A 15,772-nucleotide genomic window follows, 5' to 3' on the forward strand; every position below is an offset into this window, starting at 1 on the left:
GAGAAGAAATGACCACCCAATCCACCGCCACTTTCGTCAATATCGGTGAGCGCACCAACGTCACCGGATCGGCCAAGTTCAAGAAGCTGATCATGGCGGGCGACTATGCAGCCGCCATCGACATCGCCCGCGATCAGGTGGAGAACGGCGCGCAGATCGTCGACGTCAACATGGACGAAGGCCTGCTCGACGCGGTCGAGGCGATGACGACCTTCCTGAAGCTCATGACCTCCGAGCCGGACATCAGCCGCGTGCCGGTGATGATCGACAGCTCGAAATGGGAAGTGATTGAGGCGGGGTTGAAGTGCGTCAGCGGCAAGCCGGTCGTCAATTCGATCAGCATGAAGGAGGGCGAGGAGGCCTTCTTGCATCATGCGCGGCTCTGCATGGCCTATGGCGCGGCGGTGGTCGTCATGGCCTTCGACGAGACGGGGCAGGCGGACACGAAGCAGCGTAAGGTCGAGATTTGCGAGCGGGCTTACAAGCTGCTGATGACCATTGGTTTCCCGCCTGAAGACATCATCTTCGACCCCAATATCTTCGCGGTGGCGACGGGGATCGAAGAGCATAATAATTATGGCGTCGACTTCATCGAGGCTTGCCGCGAGATCAAGAAGCGCTGCCCGCATGTCCATATTTCGGGCGGACTGTCGAACTTCTCCTTCTCCTTCCGCGGCAATGAGCCGGTGCGGCGGGCGATGCATTCGGTCTTCCTCTACCACGCCATTCCGGCGGGGCTGGACATGGCGATCGTCAATGCGGGCCAGCTCGACGTTTACGACGCTATCGATCCGGCGCTGCGCAAGGCCTGCGAGGATGTGCTGCTGAACAGCGATCCCGAAGCCGGGGATCGCCTGGTCGCGCTGGCCGAGAGCTTCAAGGGCAAGGATGCGGCTTCGGAAAAGGCGGCGCAGGAATGGCGCGGCTGGCCGGTCGCCAAGCGGCTGGAACATGCGCTGGTCAAGGGCATCGACATGTATGTGGTTGAGGATACGGAGGAAGCCCGCCTCGCCGCCGCCAAGCCGATCGAGGTGATCGAAGGCCCGCTGATGGACGGCATGAACGTCGTGGGCGACCTGTTCGGCGCGGGCAAGATGTTCTTGCCGCAGGTCGTCAAATCCGCCCGCGTCATGAAGAAGGCGGTGGCGCATCTGCTGCCCTTCATCGAGGCTTCGAAGGAACCCGGCGCCAAGGGCAAGGGCAAGATCATCATGGCGACGGTGAAGGGCGACGTCCATGACATCGGCAAGAATATCGTCGGCGTCGTGCTCCAGTGCAACGGCTTCGAGGTGATCGACATGGGCGTGATGGTGCCCTGGCAGGACATCATCAAGGCCGCGAACGATCATGATGCCGACATGATTGGGCTTTCGGGCCTCATCACGCCCTCGCTGGACGAGATGGTGACGGTGGCGGTGGAGATGCAGCGCGCGGAGATGACCATGCCGCTGCTGATCGGCGGCGCGACGACATCGCGGGTGCATACGGCGCTGCGCATCGATCCGGCCTTTACCGGGCCGGTGGTGCATGTGCTGGACGCGAGCCGCGCCGTGGGCGTGGCGACGGCCTTGGTGTCGGAGACGCAGAAAACCGATTTCGTCCAGAAGACCAAGGATGATTATGAGCATGTCCGCGTCGCCCGCGCCAATAAGGGGCAGAGCGCGCTGGTGCCGATCGAGGATGCGCGCGCCAATGGCTTCGAGATTGACGAGAGCCTGAAGCCCGGCAAGCCGCGCCTGCCCGGCGTCCATCGCTTCCCGGACTGGGATCTGAAGGACCTGCGCAACTATATCGACTGGACGCCCTTCTTCCGCGCCTGGGAGCTGGCGGGCAATTATCCGGCGATCCTCGAAGACAAGGTGGTGGGCGAGAGCGCGACCAGCCTGTTCAACGACGCGCAGGCGATGCTCGACCGCATCATCAACGAGAAGTGGCTGACGGCGCGCGGCGTGTGCGGCCTGTGGCCCTGCCGCCGTGAGGGCGACGACATCATCGTCCATGTCGAGGATGAGAAGCATTTCACCCTGCCCATGCTGCGCCAGCAGATCGCCAAGCGGGAGGGGCGGGCCAATATGTGCCTGGCCGACTTCATCAGCCATGACGGCGACTGGATGGGCGGCTTTGCCGTGTCGATCCATGGCATTGAGCCGCATCTGGCGCGCTTCAAGAACGCCATCGATGACTATTCGGACATTCTGTTGAAGGCGCTGGCCGACCGTCTGGCGGAAGCCTTTGCCGAGCGGCTGCACCATTATGTCCGCACCGCGCTTTGGGGTTATGCCGAGGGCGAGCAGCTCACGAACGAGGCGTTGATCAAGGAGCAATATCGCGGCATCCGTCCGGCGCCGGGCTATCCGGCCTGCCCCGAGCATAGCCTCAAGCCGCTATTGTTCGACATGCTCGACGCGCACCATGCGACCGGCATCACGCTGACGGAGAGCTTTGCGATGCTGCCGACGGCTGCGGTCAGTGGCTTTTATTTCGGGCATCCGCAGGCCGAATATTTTGGCGTGGCGCGGGTCGGGCGCGATCAGCTGGAGGATTATGCGGCGCGGCGCGGCGTGGATCTGGAGACGGCCGAGCGCTGGCTGCGGCCGAATCTGGATTGAGCTGCCGCATAAAGGTTTTGTGTTCCTGCGTACGCAGGAACCCAGTCCCACGGTAGCCATGATACGGAGACGGCGGAACTGGGCTCCTGCCTGCGCAGGAGCACGGTGGTTAGCTATTCAACGTGCCTCGTGGTTGGCCGCGACTGCCTTGGCCACCGCCTGCATCAGTTGCCAGCGCGTCGGGATCGGTTCGGTCGTGCTGCCGATCATCACCGCGACCGCATAGCTGGTGCCGTCGGGCGCGGTCATGATGCCGATGTCGTTGAACCCGGTCGACCGCGCGCCCAGTTCCTGCCCGGTGCCGGTCTTGTGCAGATAATGCCAGCCCGCCGGCACGCCGCCCTTGATCCGCTGCGGGCCGGTTTTCGCCTCGCTCATGATCGACATCAGCAGTTGCGAGGAAGCGGGCGAGAGCATGTCGTTCTGCTTGAGCTTCGCCAGCGCCTGCACGATCGAGGAGGGCGCCGCCCCGTCCGGCGGGCTGGCGAGATAATTGTCCAGCGCCTTCTGCCGCACCGATAGGGGCAGCTTGGCGCGGGCGGCGTAGAAATTGCGGCCGATCGAATAATCCTGCCGCCAGTCCAACCCTGCCGTCGTCGATTGCAGCAGCCGCTCGCCCGGACCGAAGCGGATATCCTTGATGTACCGCCGCGCCAGATAGCTCCGCACCGCATCCGGCCCGCCGACGGCGCGCAGCAGCGTGTCGTTGGCGGTATTGTCGCTCTGCGTCATGGCGCGGCGCATCAGGTCGGAATAGGTCGTGGTCCAGCCCGAATTCCCCACCAAAGCGGCGGTCGGCTGGTGGAAGAGGGTCAGATCCTTCTTCGTGATCGTCGTGCTGTCGCTGAGGCGAATCTTGCCCCTGTCGACCGCGTCGAGGAAGGTCATCGACACCCAGAGCTTCGACACGCTCTGCTGCGGAAAGAGCAGGTTGCCGTTCCAGGCGACGGTCCAGTCGCTGCCGACGCGGCGCACGGCGATGCCGACCTTGCCGTTGAAGCTTTGGCCGAGATTGCGCACGACGCTGACCAGCGCGGGCGGCGGCGTTTCCCGCTGATCGACATCGAGAGCCTGGAAGGATTTGGGCGGATTGGCGACCGGCTTGATCGGATAGGTCGCCGTCGTGGGCTGCGGCCGCTGGACCGCCGCATAAGGCTGCTGCGGCGCGCTGACGCAGGCCGAAAGCGCCGCCATCAACAGGACGAGGCGGGCCGAGCCGCTATTGCCGCCGCCATTTGGGCGCTTGCCGCGCCCTCCCTTCAAAATGGTCATCAAAATCCCCGCACTCTCCTTTCGCATTAGGGTTCAGACCCGCGCCGGGTGACAAGAATCATGCGACGAATGATTCTACAAATGCGATGTAAGGAGGCTGAACGAGGCGTGCCTTAACTCAGTTGAGGTTCAGGCGGCAGGCTGCAACAAAGCGCGCATGAATCGAGCGATGAACAGACGGATCATGATGCGGGCCATGATGCAGGGCGCGGCGGCCCTGCTGGCGGGCGGTGTGCTGGCGTCGAAGGCGTGGGCAGCGCCCTTCGCTTCCCGCCGAATCGCGGTGACGACGCGCGGGGCGGGGCGCGACGTCGTGCTGATCGCGGGGCTGGCGAGCGGGCCGGGGCTGTGGAACGGGGTGGTCGGCGCGCTCCCCGGCTATCGCTGGCATCTGGCCCATGTCCGGGGCTTTGCGGGCCTTGCCGCAGACGCCAATGCCAGCGGGCCGCTGGTTCAGCCGCTGGCGGATGAGATCGCCCGCTATATCGCGGCGGCGGGGCTGGAGCGGCCCGCGATCGTCGGCCACAGCATGGGCGGCACGCTGGCGATGATGCTGGGCCTCAAGGGACTGGCGGGGCGGCTGATGGTGGTCGACATGTTGCCCGAAGGCGCGGCGATGGTCGGCGGCACGGCGCAGGGCATGGGCTTTCTGGCCGATCAACTGGGCCAATATTTTACGGGAACCAAGGCGGGGCGAGCCTATCTGGCGCAGATGCTGGCGGACATGCCCGGCGCCAGAGGCAGCGATCCGGATGTCATCGCCAATGCGTTGCGCGATCTGGCCAATGTCGATCTGGGGCCGCAACTGGCGCGGCTGACGGCGCCGATGGAGGTGGTCTATGCCGTGGGCAGCGATGCGGCGCAGGCGGGCGAGATCGGCAGAACCTTCCGCGCTGCCTATGCGGCGAAGCGCGGCGTCCGGCTGGTGCCCATCGGCCCCAGCGGCCATGTCGTCATGGCGGACCAGCCCGCGCGCTTCAACGCGGTGCTGGGCGATTTTCTGAAAGGCTTTTGACGCCGATCAAAGGCGGGGCGTCATAGCCGGGCTAGAAGGAGTTCGACGCCGACCTTCGCGTCACTCCTCCCCTAATGGCGCAGCGCGATGGACCGCTGCGCCATTTTTTTCATGGCGTCAGCACCGTGTCGACGGCTTGCGGCAGCATGTCGGGATAGTCGAGCGTATAGTGCAGGCCCCGGCTTTCCTTGCGATGCAGCGCCGAACGGACGACCAGGCGCGCCACTTCCAGCAGGTTGCGCAGCTCGATCAGGTCGGGCGTCACGCGGAAATGGCCGTAATATTCGTCCACTTCCTTGGCCAGCAGGTCGATGCGATGCTGGGCGCGCTCCAGCCGCTTGGTGGTGCGGACGATGCCCACATAGTCCCACATGAAGCGGCGGATTTCCTTCCAATTATGCTGGACGATGACCTCCTCGTCCGAATCGGTCACGCGGCTTTCGTCCCAGGGGCGGATCGGTGGGGGCGAGGGCAGATCGTCCCAATGGGCGCGGATGTGCCGGGCGGCGGCTTCCCCAAAGACGAAGCATTCGAGCAGCGAATTGGAGGCGAGGCGATTGGCGCCGTGCAGGCCGCTTTCCGTGACTTCGCCCGCCGCGTAGAGACCCGGCAGGTCGGTGCGGCCATCAAGGTCGATCACCACGCCGCCGCAGGTATAATGCTGCGCCGGGACGACCGGGATCGGTTCCTTGGTGATATCGATGTCGAGGTCGAGCAGGCGCGCATAGATTGTGGGGAAGTGGGTGCGCACGAATTCCGGCGGCTTGTGGCTGATGTCGAGATGGACATAGTCGAGGCCGAGCCGCTTGATCTCATGGTCGATGGCGCGGGCCACCACGTCGCGGGGCGCCAGTTCGGCGCGCTCGTCGAAGCGGGGCATGAAGCGCTCGCCGCCGCCAGGGACGCCGGGGGGGAGCTTGAGATGCCCGCCTTCGCCCCGCACGGCCTCGGTGATGAGGAAATTCTTGACCTCCAGATTGTAGAGGCAGGTCGGGTGGAACTGGTTCATCTCCATGTTGGAGACGCGGCAGCCCGCGCGCCAGGCCATGGCGATGCCGTCGCCGGTCGCTCCCCTGGGCGCAGTCGAGAAGAGATAGGTGCGGCCCGCGCCGCCGGTGCACAGGATGGTCGCGCGGCCCACTATGGCATCGACATGGTCGGTCTGCTTGTTGAAGGCGTAGATGCCCCAGACATGGCCGTCGCCCGAATATTTCTCGCCATGGCGGCTGGTGATGAGGTCGAGGGCGACCATATCCTCCAGCAGCGTGATGTTCGGATTGGCGCGGGCCGCTTTCAGCAGCGCGACCTGCACGGCATGGCCGGTGGCGTCGTCGACATGGACGATGCGGCGGTGGCTGTGGCCGCCCTCGCGGGTCAGGTGCCAGCGTTCGCCAAACTCCTCGCCGCCCTCTTCATTGGCGTTGAAGGGGACGCCGAGTTCCGCGAGCCGCTCGATCGCGGCGGGAGCTTCGGAGACGACGAACTCCACCGTGCTGCGGTCGTTGAGGCCAGCGCCCGCGACCATCGTGTCTTCAATATGTGCCTCGAAACTGTCACCGGCGTCGAGTACGGCGGCAATGCCGCCCTGCGCCCAGTTGGTGGAGCCACCGTCGAGCGCGCCCTTGGCCAGAACCACGACCTTGCGGTCCTGCGCGAGGTTGATGGCGGCCGTCAGCCCTGCCGCGCCGGAGCCGATGATGACGACGTCATAGGTGGTGATGGGCATCTTCGTCCTGACGTTTTTCTTATGTGCGGGCTAGGCTGCGGCCGTTAGGTTGAGGAACACATCCTCCAGGTCTGGGTCGCGCGTTACGACGTCCACGATCGAAAGTCCGCTCGCCTGCACGGCGCTCAGCACCTGACCCGCATTGGCGCGGTTCTTCATATAGGTGATGGTCAGCGTGCGTTCGTCCGACAGTTCGATCTTCTCGAAGCTGGGGTCGGCGGGCGGCGTCACGATGTCGCGGTCGACCGTCACCTGCACCACCTTTTCCTGCGCCATGGCGATCAGTTCGCGGGTCGGCTTGTCGGTGATGACCTTGCCATGGTTGATGATGGCGATGCGGTCGCACAGTTCCTCGGCTTCCTCCAGATAGTGCGTCGTCAGCACGATCGTCACGCCCTGCCGGTTGAGTTCGCGGACATAGGCCCAGAGCTGCTGGCGAAGCTGCACGTCCACGCCTGCAGTCGGTTCGTCCAGCACCAGGATCGGCGGGCTGTGCACCATCGCCTTCGCGACCAGCAGGCGGCGTTTCATGCCGCCCGAGAGGGTGCGGGCATAGGCATTGGCCTTGTCCTCCAGATGCACGGCGCGCAACAATTCCATCGAGCGGCGGCGCTCCTTGGGCACGCCATAATAGCCAGCTTGATTCTCCAGCGTCTCGAACGGGGTGAAGAAGGGATCGAAGACGATCTCCTGCGGCACGATGCCGATCGAGTTCTTGGCGTTGCGGGAGTTCTGGTCGATGTCGAAGCCCCAGATCCTTGCGCTGCCGCTGGTCTTGTTCACCAGCCCCGCGAGGATGTTGATCGTCGTCGACTTGCCCGCGCCATTCGGACCCAGCAGGCCGTAGATCTGCCCGCGCGGGATCGACAGGTTGATATTGTCGAGCGCTCGCTTGCCGCCCTTATAGTCCTTGGTGAGGTTGGTGATCTCGATGGCGGGGGGCGGGGCGGGGGAGGGGGCGGTGTCGGTCATGGCTGCCTATTTGGTGGGGAACAGCGGAAAATTAAAGCACCGTGCTCCTGCGAAGGCAGGAGTCCAGTCCCACTGTTCGATCTGGGCTCCTGCCTTCGCAGGAGCACGGAACACTGTAAAGGCGATGCAGCTTCAAAACTCGTCCGCAGCGTCTATCAGGGTTGTGAGCTTCCTCGGCGCCACCTCCCTCCAACTGCGCTCCAGCCGCTCGCTGATCTGGTCCCAGTCCGTGTCGCCCAGGTCGACGCGGATGCCGACCCAGCCGTCACCGAAATAAGCGGGGCGGTAATAGCGGGCGGGGTCGCTTTCGATCAGCATCGCCTGTTCCTCGGGCGCGGTCGTCTTGACGAGGACGGCTATGATGCCGTCGCCATGATGATCCTGCGTGAAATAGGCGAATTTCTTGCCCTTCTCGATACCGAAGCAGGGCATGCCGTGGGAGGTGACCTCATCCGTTTGCGGCAAGGCGAACACGCGTTCGCGCACCTTGCCCAGCAGCCATTCGGGCTGCCGTTCGCGGGTGACGAAATCGGCCAGGGTGCGGGAATAGAGCTGATGTTCGGCCATCAGGATGCGCGCGGCGAGACTGTCGGCGGTGTCGCCGGGCAGGATCGCGACTTCGGTCTGGCCCAGCACCGGGCCGTCGTCCAGTTCGGCGGTCACGATATGGACCGAGCAGCCCGCATGGCTGTCGCCCGCGTCGAGCGCTTTCTGGTGGGTATCGAGACCCTTATATTTGGGCAGCAGGCTGGGGTGGATGTTGAGCATCCGGCCTTCCCATCCGGCCACGAATTCCGGCGAGAGCAGGCGCATATAGCCCGCCAGCGCGACATATTCGGCGCCTGCCTTGCGCAGTTCGCCGTCGATGATCCGGTCGAATTCGGCGCGCTTCATCCCCTTGTGGCTCTGGCCGAAGGTCGCGATGCCCTCCGCAGCGGCGAGGGTCAGGCCGGGGGCTTCAGGATCGTTGGCCGCGACCAGCACGATCTCATAGGGGCAGGACGGGTGCTTGGCGGCGTAAAGCAACGCCGCCATGTTCGAACCGCGCCCGGAAATCAGAACGCCGACCTTGGCTTTTTGCATGAGGCTACCCCAGATGCGTGGCGGTCCAGTCGGCCTTGGCGCTCCATGTGCCTTGGCTTCCCTTGACCGTGCAGCCCTTTTCGCCCGCTTCCACGACACCGACGCGGACGACGGTTTCGCCTGCCGCTTCCAGCTCGGTGGTAACCGCGTCGGCGGCATCCGCATCGACCGCCAGCACCATGCCGACGCCGCAGTTGAAGGTGCGCGCCATCTCCTCCGGCTCGATATGGCCCTGCGCCTGCAGGAAGGCCATCAGGCGCGGCTGTTCCCACGCGTCGGCATCGACCACGGCATGACAGCCGTCGGGCAGCACGCGCGGGATATTCTCCAGCAGGCCGCCGCCGGTGATATGGGCGAGGGCGTTGATTTGGCCAGCCCGCACCAGCGGCAACAGCGATTTCACGTAAATGCGCGTCGGCGCCATCAGCGCGTCGATCAGCAGCACTTCATTGTCGAAGATCGCCGGGCGGTCGAGCTTCCAGCCCTTGTCGGCAGCCAGGCGGCGCACCAGCGAGAAGCCGTTGGAATGCACGCCCGAGGAGGTGAGGCCGATCAGCACGTCACCCGCCTTGACCTTGTTGCCGGTCAGCGCCTGGGACCGCTCCACCGCTCCGACGCAGAAACCGGCGAGGTCATAGTCGCCCGGCGCATACATGCCCGGCATTTCCGCCGTTTCGCCGCCGATCAGCGCGCAGCCCGCTTGCTTGCAGCCTTCCGCTATGCCCGCGATCACGCGTTCGGCCACGCCGCTCTCCAGCTTGCCGGTGGCGTAATAGTCGAGGAAGAAAAGTGGCTCGGCGCCCTGTACGATCAGGTCGTTGGCGCACATGGCGACCAGGTCGATGCCCACGCCGTCATGGGCGTTGTGGTCGATGGCGAGCTTCAGCTTGGTGCCGACGCCGTCATTGGCCGCGACCAGCAGAGGGTCGTCATAGCCCGCCGCCTTCAGGTCGAAGAAACCGCCAAAGCCGCCCAGTTCGGCGTCGGCGCCGGGGCGGCGGGTGGCCTTGGCAAGCGGGGCGATGGCGCGGACCAGCGCATTGCCTGCGGCGATGTCGACGCCAGCCTTGGCGTAGCTATAGGATTCGGTGTCGCTCATAAGGACGCGCCCTAGAACAAAGCTCAAGAAAACGGAACGGGAAATGGGTTGCCGCTTGGCAGGGCAGGCAAATCTCGCCAAAAGGGCGCGCGTGAATGTGCCTCATGTCCTTCGTGGCCTGTCTTTTCGGCCTCTGAACCTGTTTCGCGTGCGCTCTCTTCGGGTGTTGGCGCGACCACTCCAGATTATGGGGGCGATCGCGCTCGGCCTCGCCGCAGCAGCGCTGGTGGCGCAGATGGAGGGGGAGCGCGGGGTTCCGCCGATCGCCAGCGGCGGCGACTTCCAGGTGAGCCATGTGAAGGTCGACGTCTTCGCCAAGGATGCCGACAGCGCGCGCAAGGCGGGCTGGCGTCTGGCGCAGCGGCGGGCCTGGCAGATGCTCTGGACGCGGACTCATGGCGGCACCGGAGTGCCCTCGCTCTCCGATTCGCAGTTGGAAGGCATGATCTCCGGAATTGAGATCGAATATGAGCAGGCCGGGCCGAACCGCTATGTGGCGACGCTGGGGGTGATGTTCGACCGGGCGCGCACCGGGCAGTTGCTGGGCGTTACCGGCAGCAATGTGGTGCATTCGCCGCCTTTGCTGGTGATCCCGGTGATGTGGGATGGCGGATCGGCCGTGTCCTATGAGCGCATCAATGAATGGCAGAAGGCCTGGGCGCGGTTCCGCACCGGCGACAGCGCGATCGATTATGTGCGCGTGGCGGGCTCGATCGCTGATCCGATCCTGCTGAACGCGGGGCAGATCGGGCGGCGCGGGCGGCTGTGGTGGCGGGTGCTGCTGGACCAATATGGCGCGGCCGACGTGGTGATTCCCATGGCCCGGCTGGATCGCCAATATCCCGGCGGCCCCGTGACCGGCACCTTCACCGCGCGCTATGGCCCGGACAACAGCCTGATCGGCAGCTTTTCGCTCCGCGCCTCCAATGACAGCGCCATCCCGCAGATGCTGGATCAGGCGACGCAGCGGATCGACCAGCTTTACACGCAGGCGCTGAACGATGGCCGTCTGCGGCCCGATCCGTCGCTGATTATCGAGGAGCCGGTCGATCCTGACGCTCTGGCCATCGAAAATGCAGCCGATCTGCCGGTGGAAACCCTGGACGTGCCCACGCCGGCCGCCACGACCGGCAGCTTCTCGATTCAGTTCGACACGCCCGATGTCGGATCGGTGGCGCAGGGCGAGGCGGCGCTGCGCTCCATCGCGGGAGTCCGTTCCGCCGCGACCAGCAGCCTGGCGCTCGGCGGCACCTCCGTCATGCAGGTGAGCTTCGACGGCACGGTCGATGCGCTGCGAGCGGCTTTGGCGGCGAAGGGTTATAGCGTCGCGGTGTCCGGCAATACGCTGCGCATCCGCCGCGCCGCTGCGACGGGAGCCGCTCCGGCACAATGAGACAGATCAGCCTGCCGTTCGACCGGCCGGGCCAGGGAGCGGGCGACGAATTCCTGGTCAGCGAAGCCAACCGCATCGCCGTTCGCCATCTGGAAAATTGGCAGGGCTGGCCGCTGGCGATCAGCGTGCTGACAGGGCCGCCTCTGTCGGGCCGCTCCACCCTGGGCCGCCATTTCGTCGCGATGAGCGGCGGCGCCGTGATCGACGACGCGCCTGGGCAGGACGAACAGATGCTGTTCAACGCCTGGAACGAGGCGCAGACGACGCGGCGGCCATTGCTGATGATCGGTGACGTTCCGCCGGAGCAATGGCCGGTGGTGCTGCCCGATCTTCGCTCCCGCCTTGCCGCGGTGCCGCATGTCGCTTTGGAGGAACCGGACGAGGCGCTGGCCCATGCGCTGATCGAGCGGTCTTTCGTCGTCGCGGGCGCCAAATATGCCGCCGATCTGCCCGACTGGCTGCTGCGGCGGATTGAGCGCAGCTATGCGTCGATCGCAGCGGTCACGCGGCTGCTGGACGAGGCCGCATTGTCATCCGGGCGTAAGATTTCTATCGCTATGGCGAAAGATGTCCTGCAAGGCGCGGGATTTTTGCCTATAGTCCCGGACTGACCATCCGGTTCTGAAAAATATGAGAGATATGTGGCCGAAGCTGACCCCTCCGCCAGCCTGACCCTGCCCGGCGACCGCTATTTCAACCGGGAGCTGTCCTGGCTGGCTTTCAACCAGCGCGTGCTGGAGGAAGCGATGAACCGGGCGCATCCCCTGCTGGAGCGCCTGCGGTTCCTGTCGATTTCCGGAGCCAATCTGGATGAGTTCTTTTCCGTACGCGTGGCGGGCCTTAAGGGTCAGCAGTTGCAGGATGTCGACATGCGCTCCGCCGATGGGCTGACCCCGGCGCAGCAACTGGCCGCCATTACCGATGAAACCGCCCGGCTGATGGGTGCGCAGCAGAAGGTCTGGGGCGCACTGCACGGCGAACTGGGGAAGGTGGGGATCGAAGTCATCGGCCCATCCAGCGCGCTCGACCCGAGCTGCGAGAATTGGCTGCGGGAGCATTTCCTGACGCAAGTCTTCCCGATCCTGACGCCGCAGGCGCTGGACCCGGCGCATCCCTTCCCCTTCATCCCCAATCAGGGGCTGTCGATCGTCTTCGATCTGGAACGGTTGTCGGACAAGGAATCGATTCGCGAACTGGTGATGATCCCGTCCTCGCTCGCCCGCTTCGTGCGGATGCCGGGGGAAACGGCGCGCTATATGGCGCTGGAGGCGGTGATCCGGCGCTTTTCCGCCGATCTCTTCCCCGGTTATCGGGTGCGCAACAGCGGTGTGTTCCGCATCATCCGCGACAGCGATATCGAGATCGAGGAAGAGGCGGAGGATCTAGTCCGCTATTTCCGCAGCGCGATCAAGCGCCGGCGGCGGGGCCGTGTGATCCGCATGGAGATAGAGGAGCGCATCCCCGAGCCGGTCGAGGAGATGTTGCAGGACATGCTCCAGGGCCATGAGGCGATCATCGCGGAGGTGGAGGGGTTCGTCGGGATCGGTGACCTGAGCGGGATTGTCGAAGAGGACCGGCCCGACCTGAAATTCGAGCCCTATGCCCCGCGCTTTCCGGAGCGCATCCGCGAATATGGCGGGGATTGCTTTGCCGCGATCCGGGCGAAGGACATTGTCGTCCATCATCCCTACGAAGCCTTCGACGTGGTTGTTTCGTTTCTGAAACAGGCGGCATCCGACCCCGATGTGGTCGCGATCAAGCAGACGCTCTACCGCGCGGGCAAGCAGTCCGCGATCATCCGCGCCCTGATCGACGCGGCGGAGGCGGGCAAGTCGGTGACCGCCGTGGTGGAACTCAAGGCCCGCTTCGATGAGGAGCAGAATCTGATGTGGGCCGACGCGCTGGAACGCGCGGGCGTGCAGGTGGTCTATGGCTTCATCGACTGGAAGACCCACGCCAAGGTGTCGATGATCGTCCGGCGCGAAGGCGGGCAGTTCCGCAGCTACTGCCATTTCGGCACGGGCAATTATCATCCGGTGACGGCGCGCATCTATACCGATTTGAGCTTCTTCACGGCTGACCCGGCCTATAGTCGCGATGCGGCGGCGTTGTTCAACTACATCACCGGCTATGTCGAACCGCAGCGGCTGGAAAAGCTGGTCATGTCGCCCCGCGACCTGCGCAATCGCCTGTGCGAGCTGATCGATGCGGAGATCGAGCATGTCCGGGCCGGGCGGCCGGGAACCATCTGGGCGAAGATGAATTCGCTGGTGGACCCGGCGATCATGGAAAAGCTTTATGCGGCGAGCAATGCGGGCGTGCAGATCGAACTCATCGTGCGGGGCATTTGCTGCCTGCGGCCGGGCGTTCCGGGCATGTCGGAGAATATCCGGGTGAAGTCGGTGGTCGGCCGCTTCCTGGAACATAGCCGCATCACCGTGTTCGGCAATGGCAAGGCGCTGCCGAACAATGGCGCCAAGGTATATATCAGCTCGGCCGACTGGATGCCGCGCAATTTCGACCGGCGCGTGGAGTTTCTGGCGCCGGTCGAGAATCCGACCGTGCACGACCAGATTCTCGACCAGGTGATGGTCGCCAACCTGATCGACACCGAGCAGAGCTGGGAACTGGATTGCGACGGCCAATATCATCGGGTCGAGGCGACCGACCGGCCGTTCAACCTGCACCGCTATTTCATGACCAACCCATCGCTGTCGGGCCGCGGCGCGTCGCTGGACAGCGGGGCGGTGCCGACCCTTCGCCTGCGCGGGCGGGCCTGAGGTCCATGAATTCCATGCTGAGCCAGGTCCGGGCGCTCGCCCCCGGCATGGCGACGTCGCCGCAGCAGGCCAAGGCGCGCACGGCGATCATCGACATCGGCTCCAACAGCGTGCGTCTGGTCGTTTATGACGGGCCGCGCCGCATTCCCTTCATCCTCTTCAACGAGAAGGTGATGGCGGGGCTGGGCGCGTCGCTGGGCAAGACCGGGCGAATCGAGCCGGAGGCGATGGACCGGGGTCTGCGGGCCGTGGGCCGCTTCGCCCATCTCTGCCGCGAAATGGAGGTGCAGGAGGTGCGCTGCGTCGCCACTGCGGCTGTCCGGGATGCGGACAATGGCGACGAGTTCATCCAGCGTGCAAAGGCCATGGGGCTGGACGTCGAGCTGCTGTCGGGTGGGCAGGAGGCGATCGCGGCGGCGCATGGCGTGCTGTCGGGCATTCCCGGAGCGGACGGCATCGTCGGGGATCTGGGCGGCGGCAGCCTGGAACTCGCCCGTATTCGCGATGGCGCGGTGCATGAGACGGTCTCGCTGCCGCTGGGCGTGCTGCGCCTGCCGCAGATCCGGGCCAAGGGGCCGGCCGTGCTGGAGCGGCTGGTCAAGAAGATGCTGGTCAAGGCGGGATGGGACGCGCCCGCGGACCTGCCCTTCTACATGGTCGGCGGGTCGTGGCGCGCGCTGGCGCGATTCGACATGGAACTCACCCAATTCCCGCTGCCGGTGGTGCATCAATATGATATGCCTGCCGGGCGCGCCGAACAGTTGACGCGCATCGTGTCCCATGTCGGCAAGGCGCGGTTCAAGGATATTCCCCAGATCACCGGATCGCGCGTGCCGACCCTGCCCAACGCGGCGGCGCTGCTGTCAGTGATCGTGCGGCAGTTGAAGTCGAGCCGGCTGGTGGTGTCGGCTTACGGTCTGCGCGAAGGGTTGCTGTTCAGCGATCTGCCTTCGGACATTCAGGCGCACGATCCGCTGCTGATCGCGGCCGAGGCGGAGGGGGAGGCGCAGGGCCGCTTCGCCGGTCATGGCGACATGATCGAACGCTGGATCGCGCCCCTGTTCCTGGAGGACGGCAGCGCATGGCGCCGGATAAGGCGGGCGGCTTGCCTGCTGGCGGATGTCGGCTGGCGCGCCAATCCCGATTTCCGGTCGGAACGGGGGGTCGAGATCGCACTGCACAGCAATTGGGTGGGCATCACCGCGGCCGAGCGAGCGATGCTGGCGCAGGCGCTGCACAGCAATTTCGGCGGCGGCGTGTCGACGCCGCCCGGGATCGAGCGGCTGGCTTCGCCCGAAGCGCTGCAGCGCGCTACCTTATGGGGGCTGGCCATCCGATTGGGCCAGCGGCTTTCCGGCGGGGTCGAAGGGCCGCTGCTCGCCTCCCGGCTGGAGATGGAGGGCAATGTGCTCGAACTGCGGTTGCGGGGCGTGGACGCCGATCTGTTCGGGGAAGCGGTGGAGCGGCGGCAGCGTCAACTCGCGCAGGCCATGGGCGTGAAGTACCGCCTGGCTTGGTAGGGATTGGGTGGAGAGAGCGGGCTGGTTGGTCGGAGCAGGTATCATTTAGTGGCGGCAATTGGCCATTGGCAGCCATTGAGCGCATCCGTGTTCCTGCGAAGGCAGGAACCCAGTTCCGCCGCTTGTGGATCATCGCGCCGTAGGAACTAGGCTCCTGCCTTCGCAGGAGCATGATGTGTTTCTAGAGCATCGTGCGGAAAAGTGGGAACCGATTTTCCGCTTAAAACGATGCGACAACAAGGAATTAGAGCGCGCGCCCTGCGTCTGATTTAGCGCAGCGCGCTCTAGGAAACGGTGCGAGTA

The 15,772-nt window shown here is 65.0% G+C and carries 11 protein-coding genes; 6 read left to right on the forward strand and 5 right to left on the reverse strand.

Translation table 11 applies throughout. From position 1 onward, the window contains the following. The first annotated feature begins 8 nt into the window (after nt 1–8). Nucleotides 9–2,609, forward strand: a complete 2,601-nt coding sequence (metH, locus tag HHL26_RS03830) for a methionine synthase (protein ID WP_066554883.1) — start codon at nt 9–11, stop codon at nt 2,607–2,609. A 117-nt stretch (nt 2,610–2,726) separates the two neighbouring features. Here the strand turns inward: metH and HHL26_RS03835 are convergent, their stop codons facing one another. Then, nucleotides 2,727–3,881: a serine hydrolase gene (locus tag HHL26_RS03835; protein ID WP_066554885.1), complete on the reverse strand. Its 1,155-nt coding sequence runs from the start codon at nt 3,879–3,881 to the stop codon at nt 2,727–2,729. A 169-nt stretch (nt 3,882–4,050) separates the two neighbouring features. On the opposite strand from HHL26_RS03835, the gene HHL26_RS03840 reads away from it, so the two are divergent. Further along, nucleotides 4,051–4,896 carry an alpha/beta hydrolase gene (locus tag HHL26_RS03840; RefSeq protein WP_169575892.1) on the forward strand — a complete coding sequence of 282 codons (846 nt, stop codon included), beginning with the start codon at nt 4,051–4,053 and terminating at the stop codon, nt 4,894–4,896. Nucleotides 4,897–5,005: 109 nt separating this feature from the next. Here HHL26_RS03840 and nadB read toward each other — a convergent pair whose 3' ends face one another. The 4 genes from nadB to purM all read right to left on the reverse strand — a co-directional run bounded on the left by nadB (nt 5,006) and on the right by purM (nt 9,776). Then, the gene (gene nadB, locus HHL26_RS03845; protein WP_066554897.1) at nt 5,006–6,622 is read right to left on the reverse strand and encodes an L-aspartate oxidase; all 1,617 of its coding nucleotides are present in this window, start codon (nt 6,620–6,622) and stop codon (nt 5,006–5,008) included. A gap of 30 nt (nt 6,623–6,652) precedes the next feature. Then, nucleotides 6,653–7,594 carry an ABC transporter ATP-binding protein gene (locus tag HHL26_RS03850; RefSeq protein WP_066554899.1) on the reverse strand — a complete coding sequence of 314 codons (942 nt, stop codon included), beginning with the start codon at nt 7,592–7,594 and terminating at the stop codon, nt 6,653–6,655. 132 nt (nt 7,595–7,726) lie between these two features. Further along, entirely contained in the window at nt 7,727–8,677 is a 951-nt protein-coding gene (gene purN, locus HHL26_RS03855) for a phosphoribosylglycinamide formyltransferase (RefSeq protein ID WP_066554902.1), read from the reverse strand. A 4-nt stretch (nt 8,678–8,681) separates the two neighbouring features. Then, nucleotides 8,682–9,776, reverse strand: coding sequence for a phosphoribosylformylglycinamidine cyclo-ligase (gene purM, locus HHL26_RS03860; RefSeq protein ID WP_066554907.1), 1,095 nt, complete (start codon nt 9,774–9,776; stop codon nt 8,682–8,684). Nucleotides 9,777–9,963: 187 nt separating this feature from the next. Between purM and HHL26_RS03865 the strand changes: the two genes are divergently transcribed. From HHL26_RS03865 to HHL26_RS03880, 4 genes are read left to right on the forward strand one after another with little or no spacing between them, the layout of a single operon-like run. Continuing rightward, the gene (locus tag HHL26_RS03865; RefSeq protein WP_237230036.1) at nt 9,964–11,169 is read left to right on the forward strand and encodes a heavy-metal-associated domain-containing protein; all 1,206 of its coding nucleotides are present in this window, start codon (nt 9,964–9,966) and stop codon (nt 11,167–11,169) included. Then, nucleotides 11,166–11,780: a chromosomal replication initiator DnaA gene (locus HHL26_RS03870; protein ID WP_066554914.1), complete on the forward strand. Its 615-nt coding sequence runs from the start codon at nt 11,166–11,168 to the stop codon at nt 11,778–11,780. The genes HHL26_RS03865 and HHL26_RS03870 overlap by 4 nt, the downstream gene beginning before the upstream one ends. Nucleotides 11,781–11,810: 30 nt before the next feature. Beyond that, the gene (locus tag HHL26_RS03875) at nt 11,811–13,949 is read left to right on the forward strand and encodes an RNA degradosome polyphosphate kinase (protein WP_066554916.1); all 2,139 of its coding nucleotides are present in this window, start codon (nt 11,811–11,813) and stop codon (nt 13,947–13,949) included. A 5-nt stretch (nt 13,950–13,954) separates the two neighbouring features. Continuing rightward, nucleotides 13,955–15,469: a Ppx/GppA family phosphatase gene (locus tag HHL26_RS03880; protein ID WP_066554918.1), complete on the forward strand. Its 1,515-nt coding sequence runs from the start codon at nt 13,955–13,957 to the stop codon at nt 15,467–15,469. The last annotated feature ends 303 nt before the right edge of the window (nt 15,470–15,772 follow it).

The organism is Sphingobium sp. TB-6 (assembly GCF_012927365.1).
Classification (GTDB): Bacteria; Pseudomonadota; Alphaproteobacteria; order Sphingomonadales; family Sphingomonadaceae; genus Sphingobium.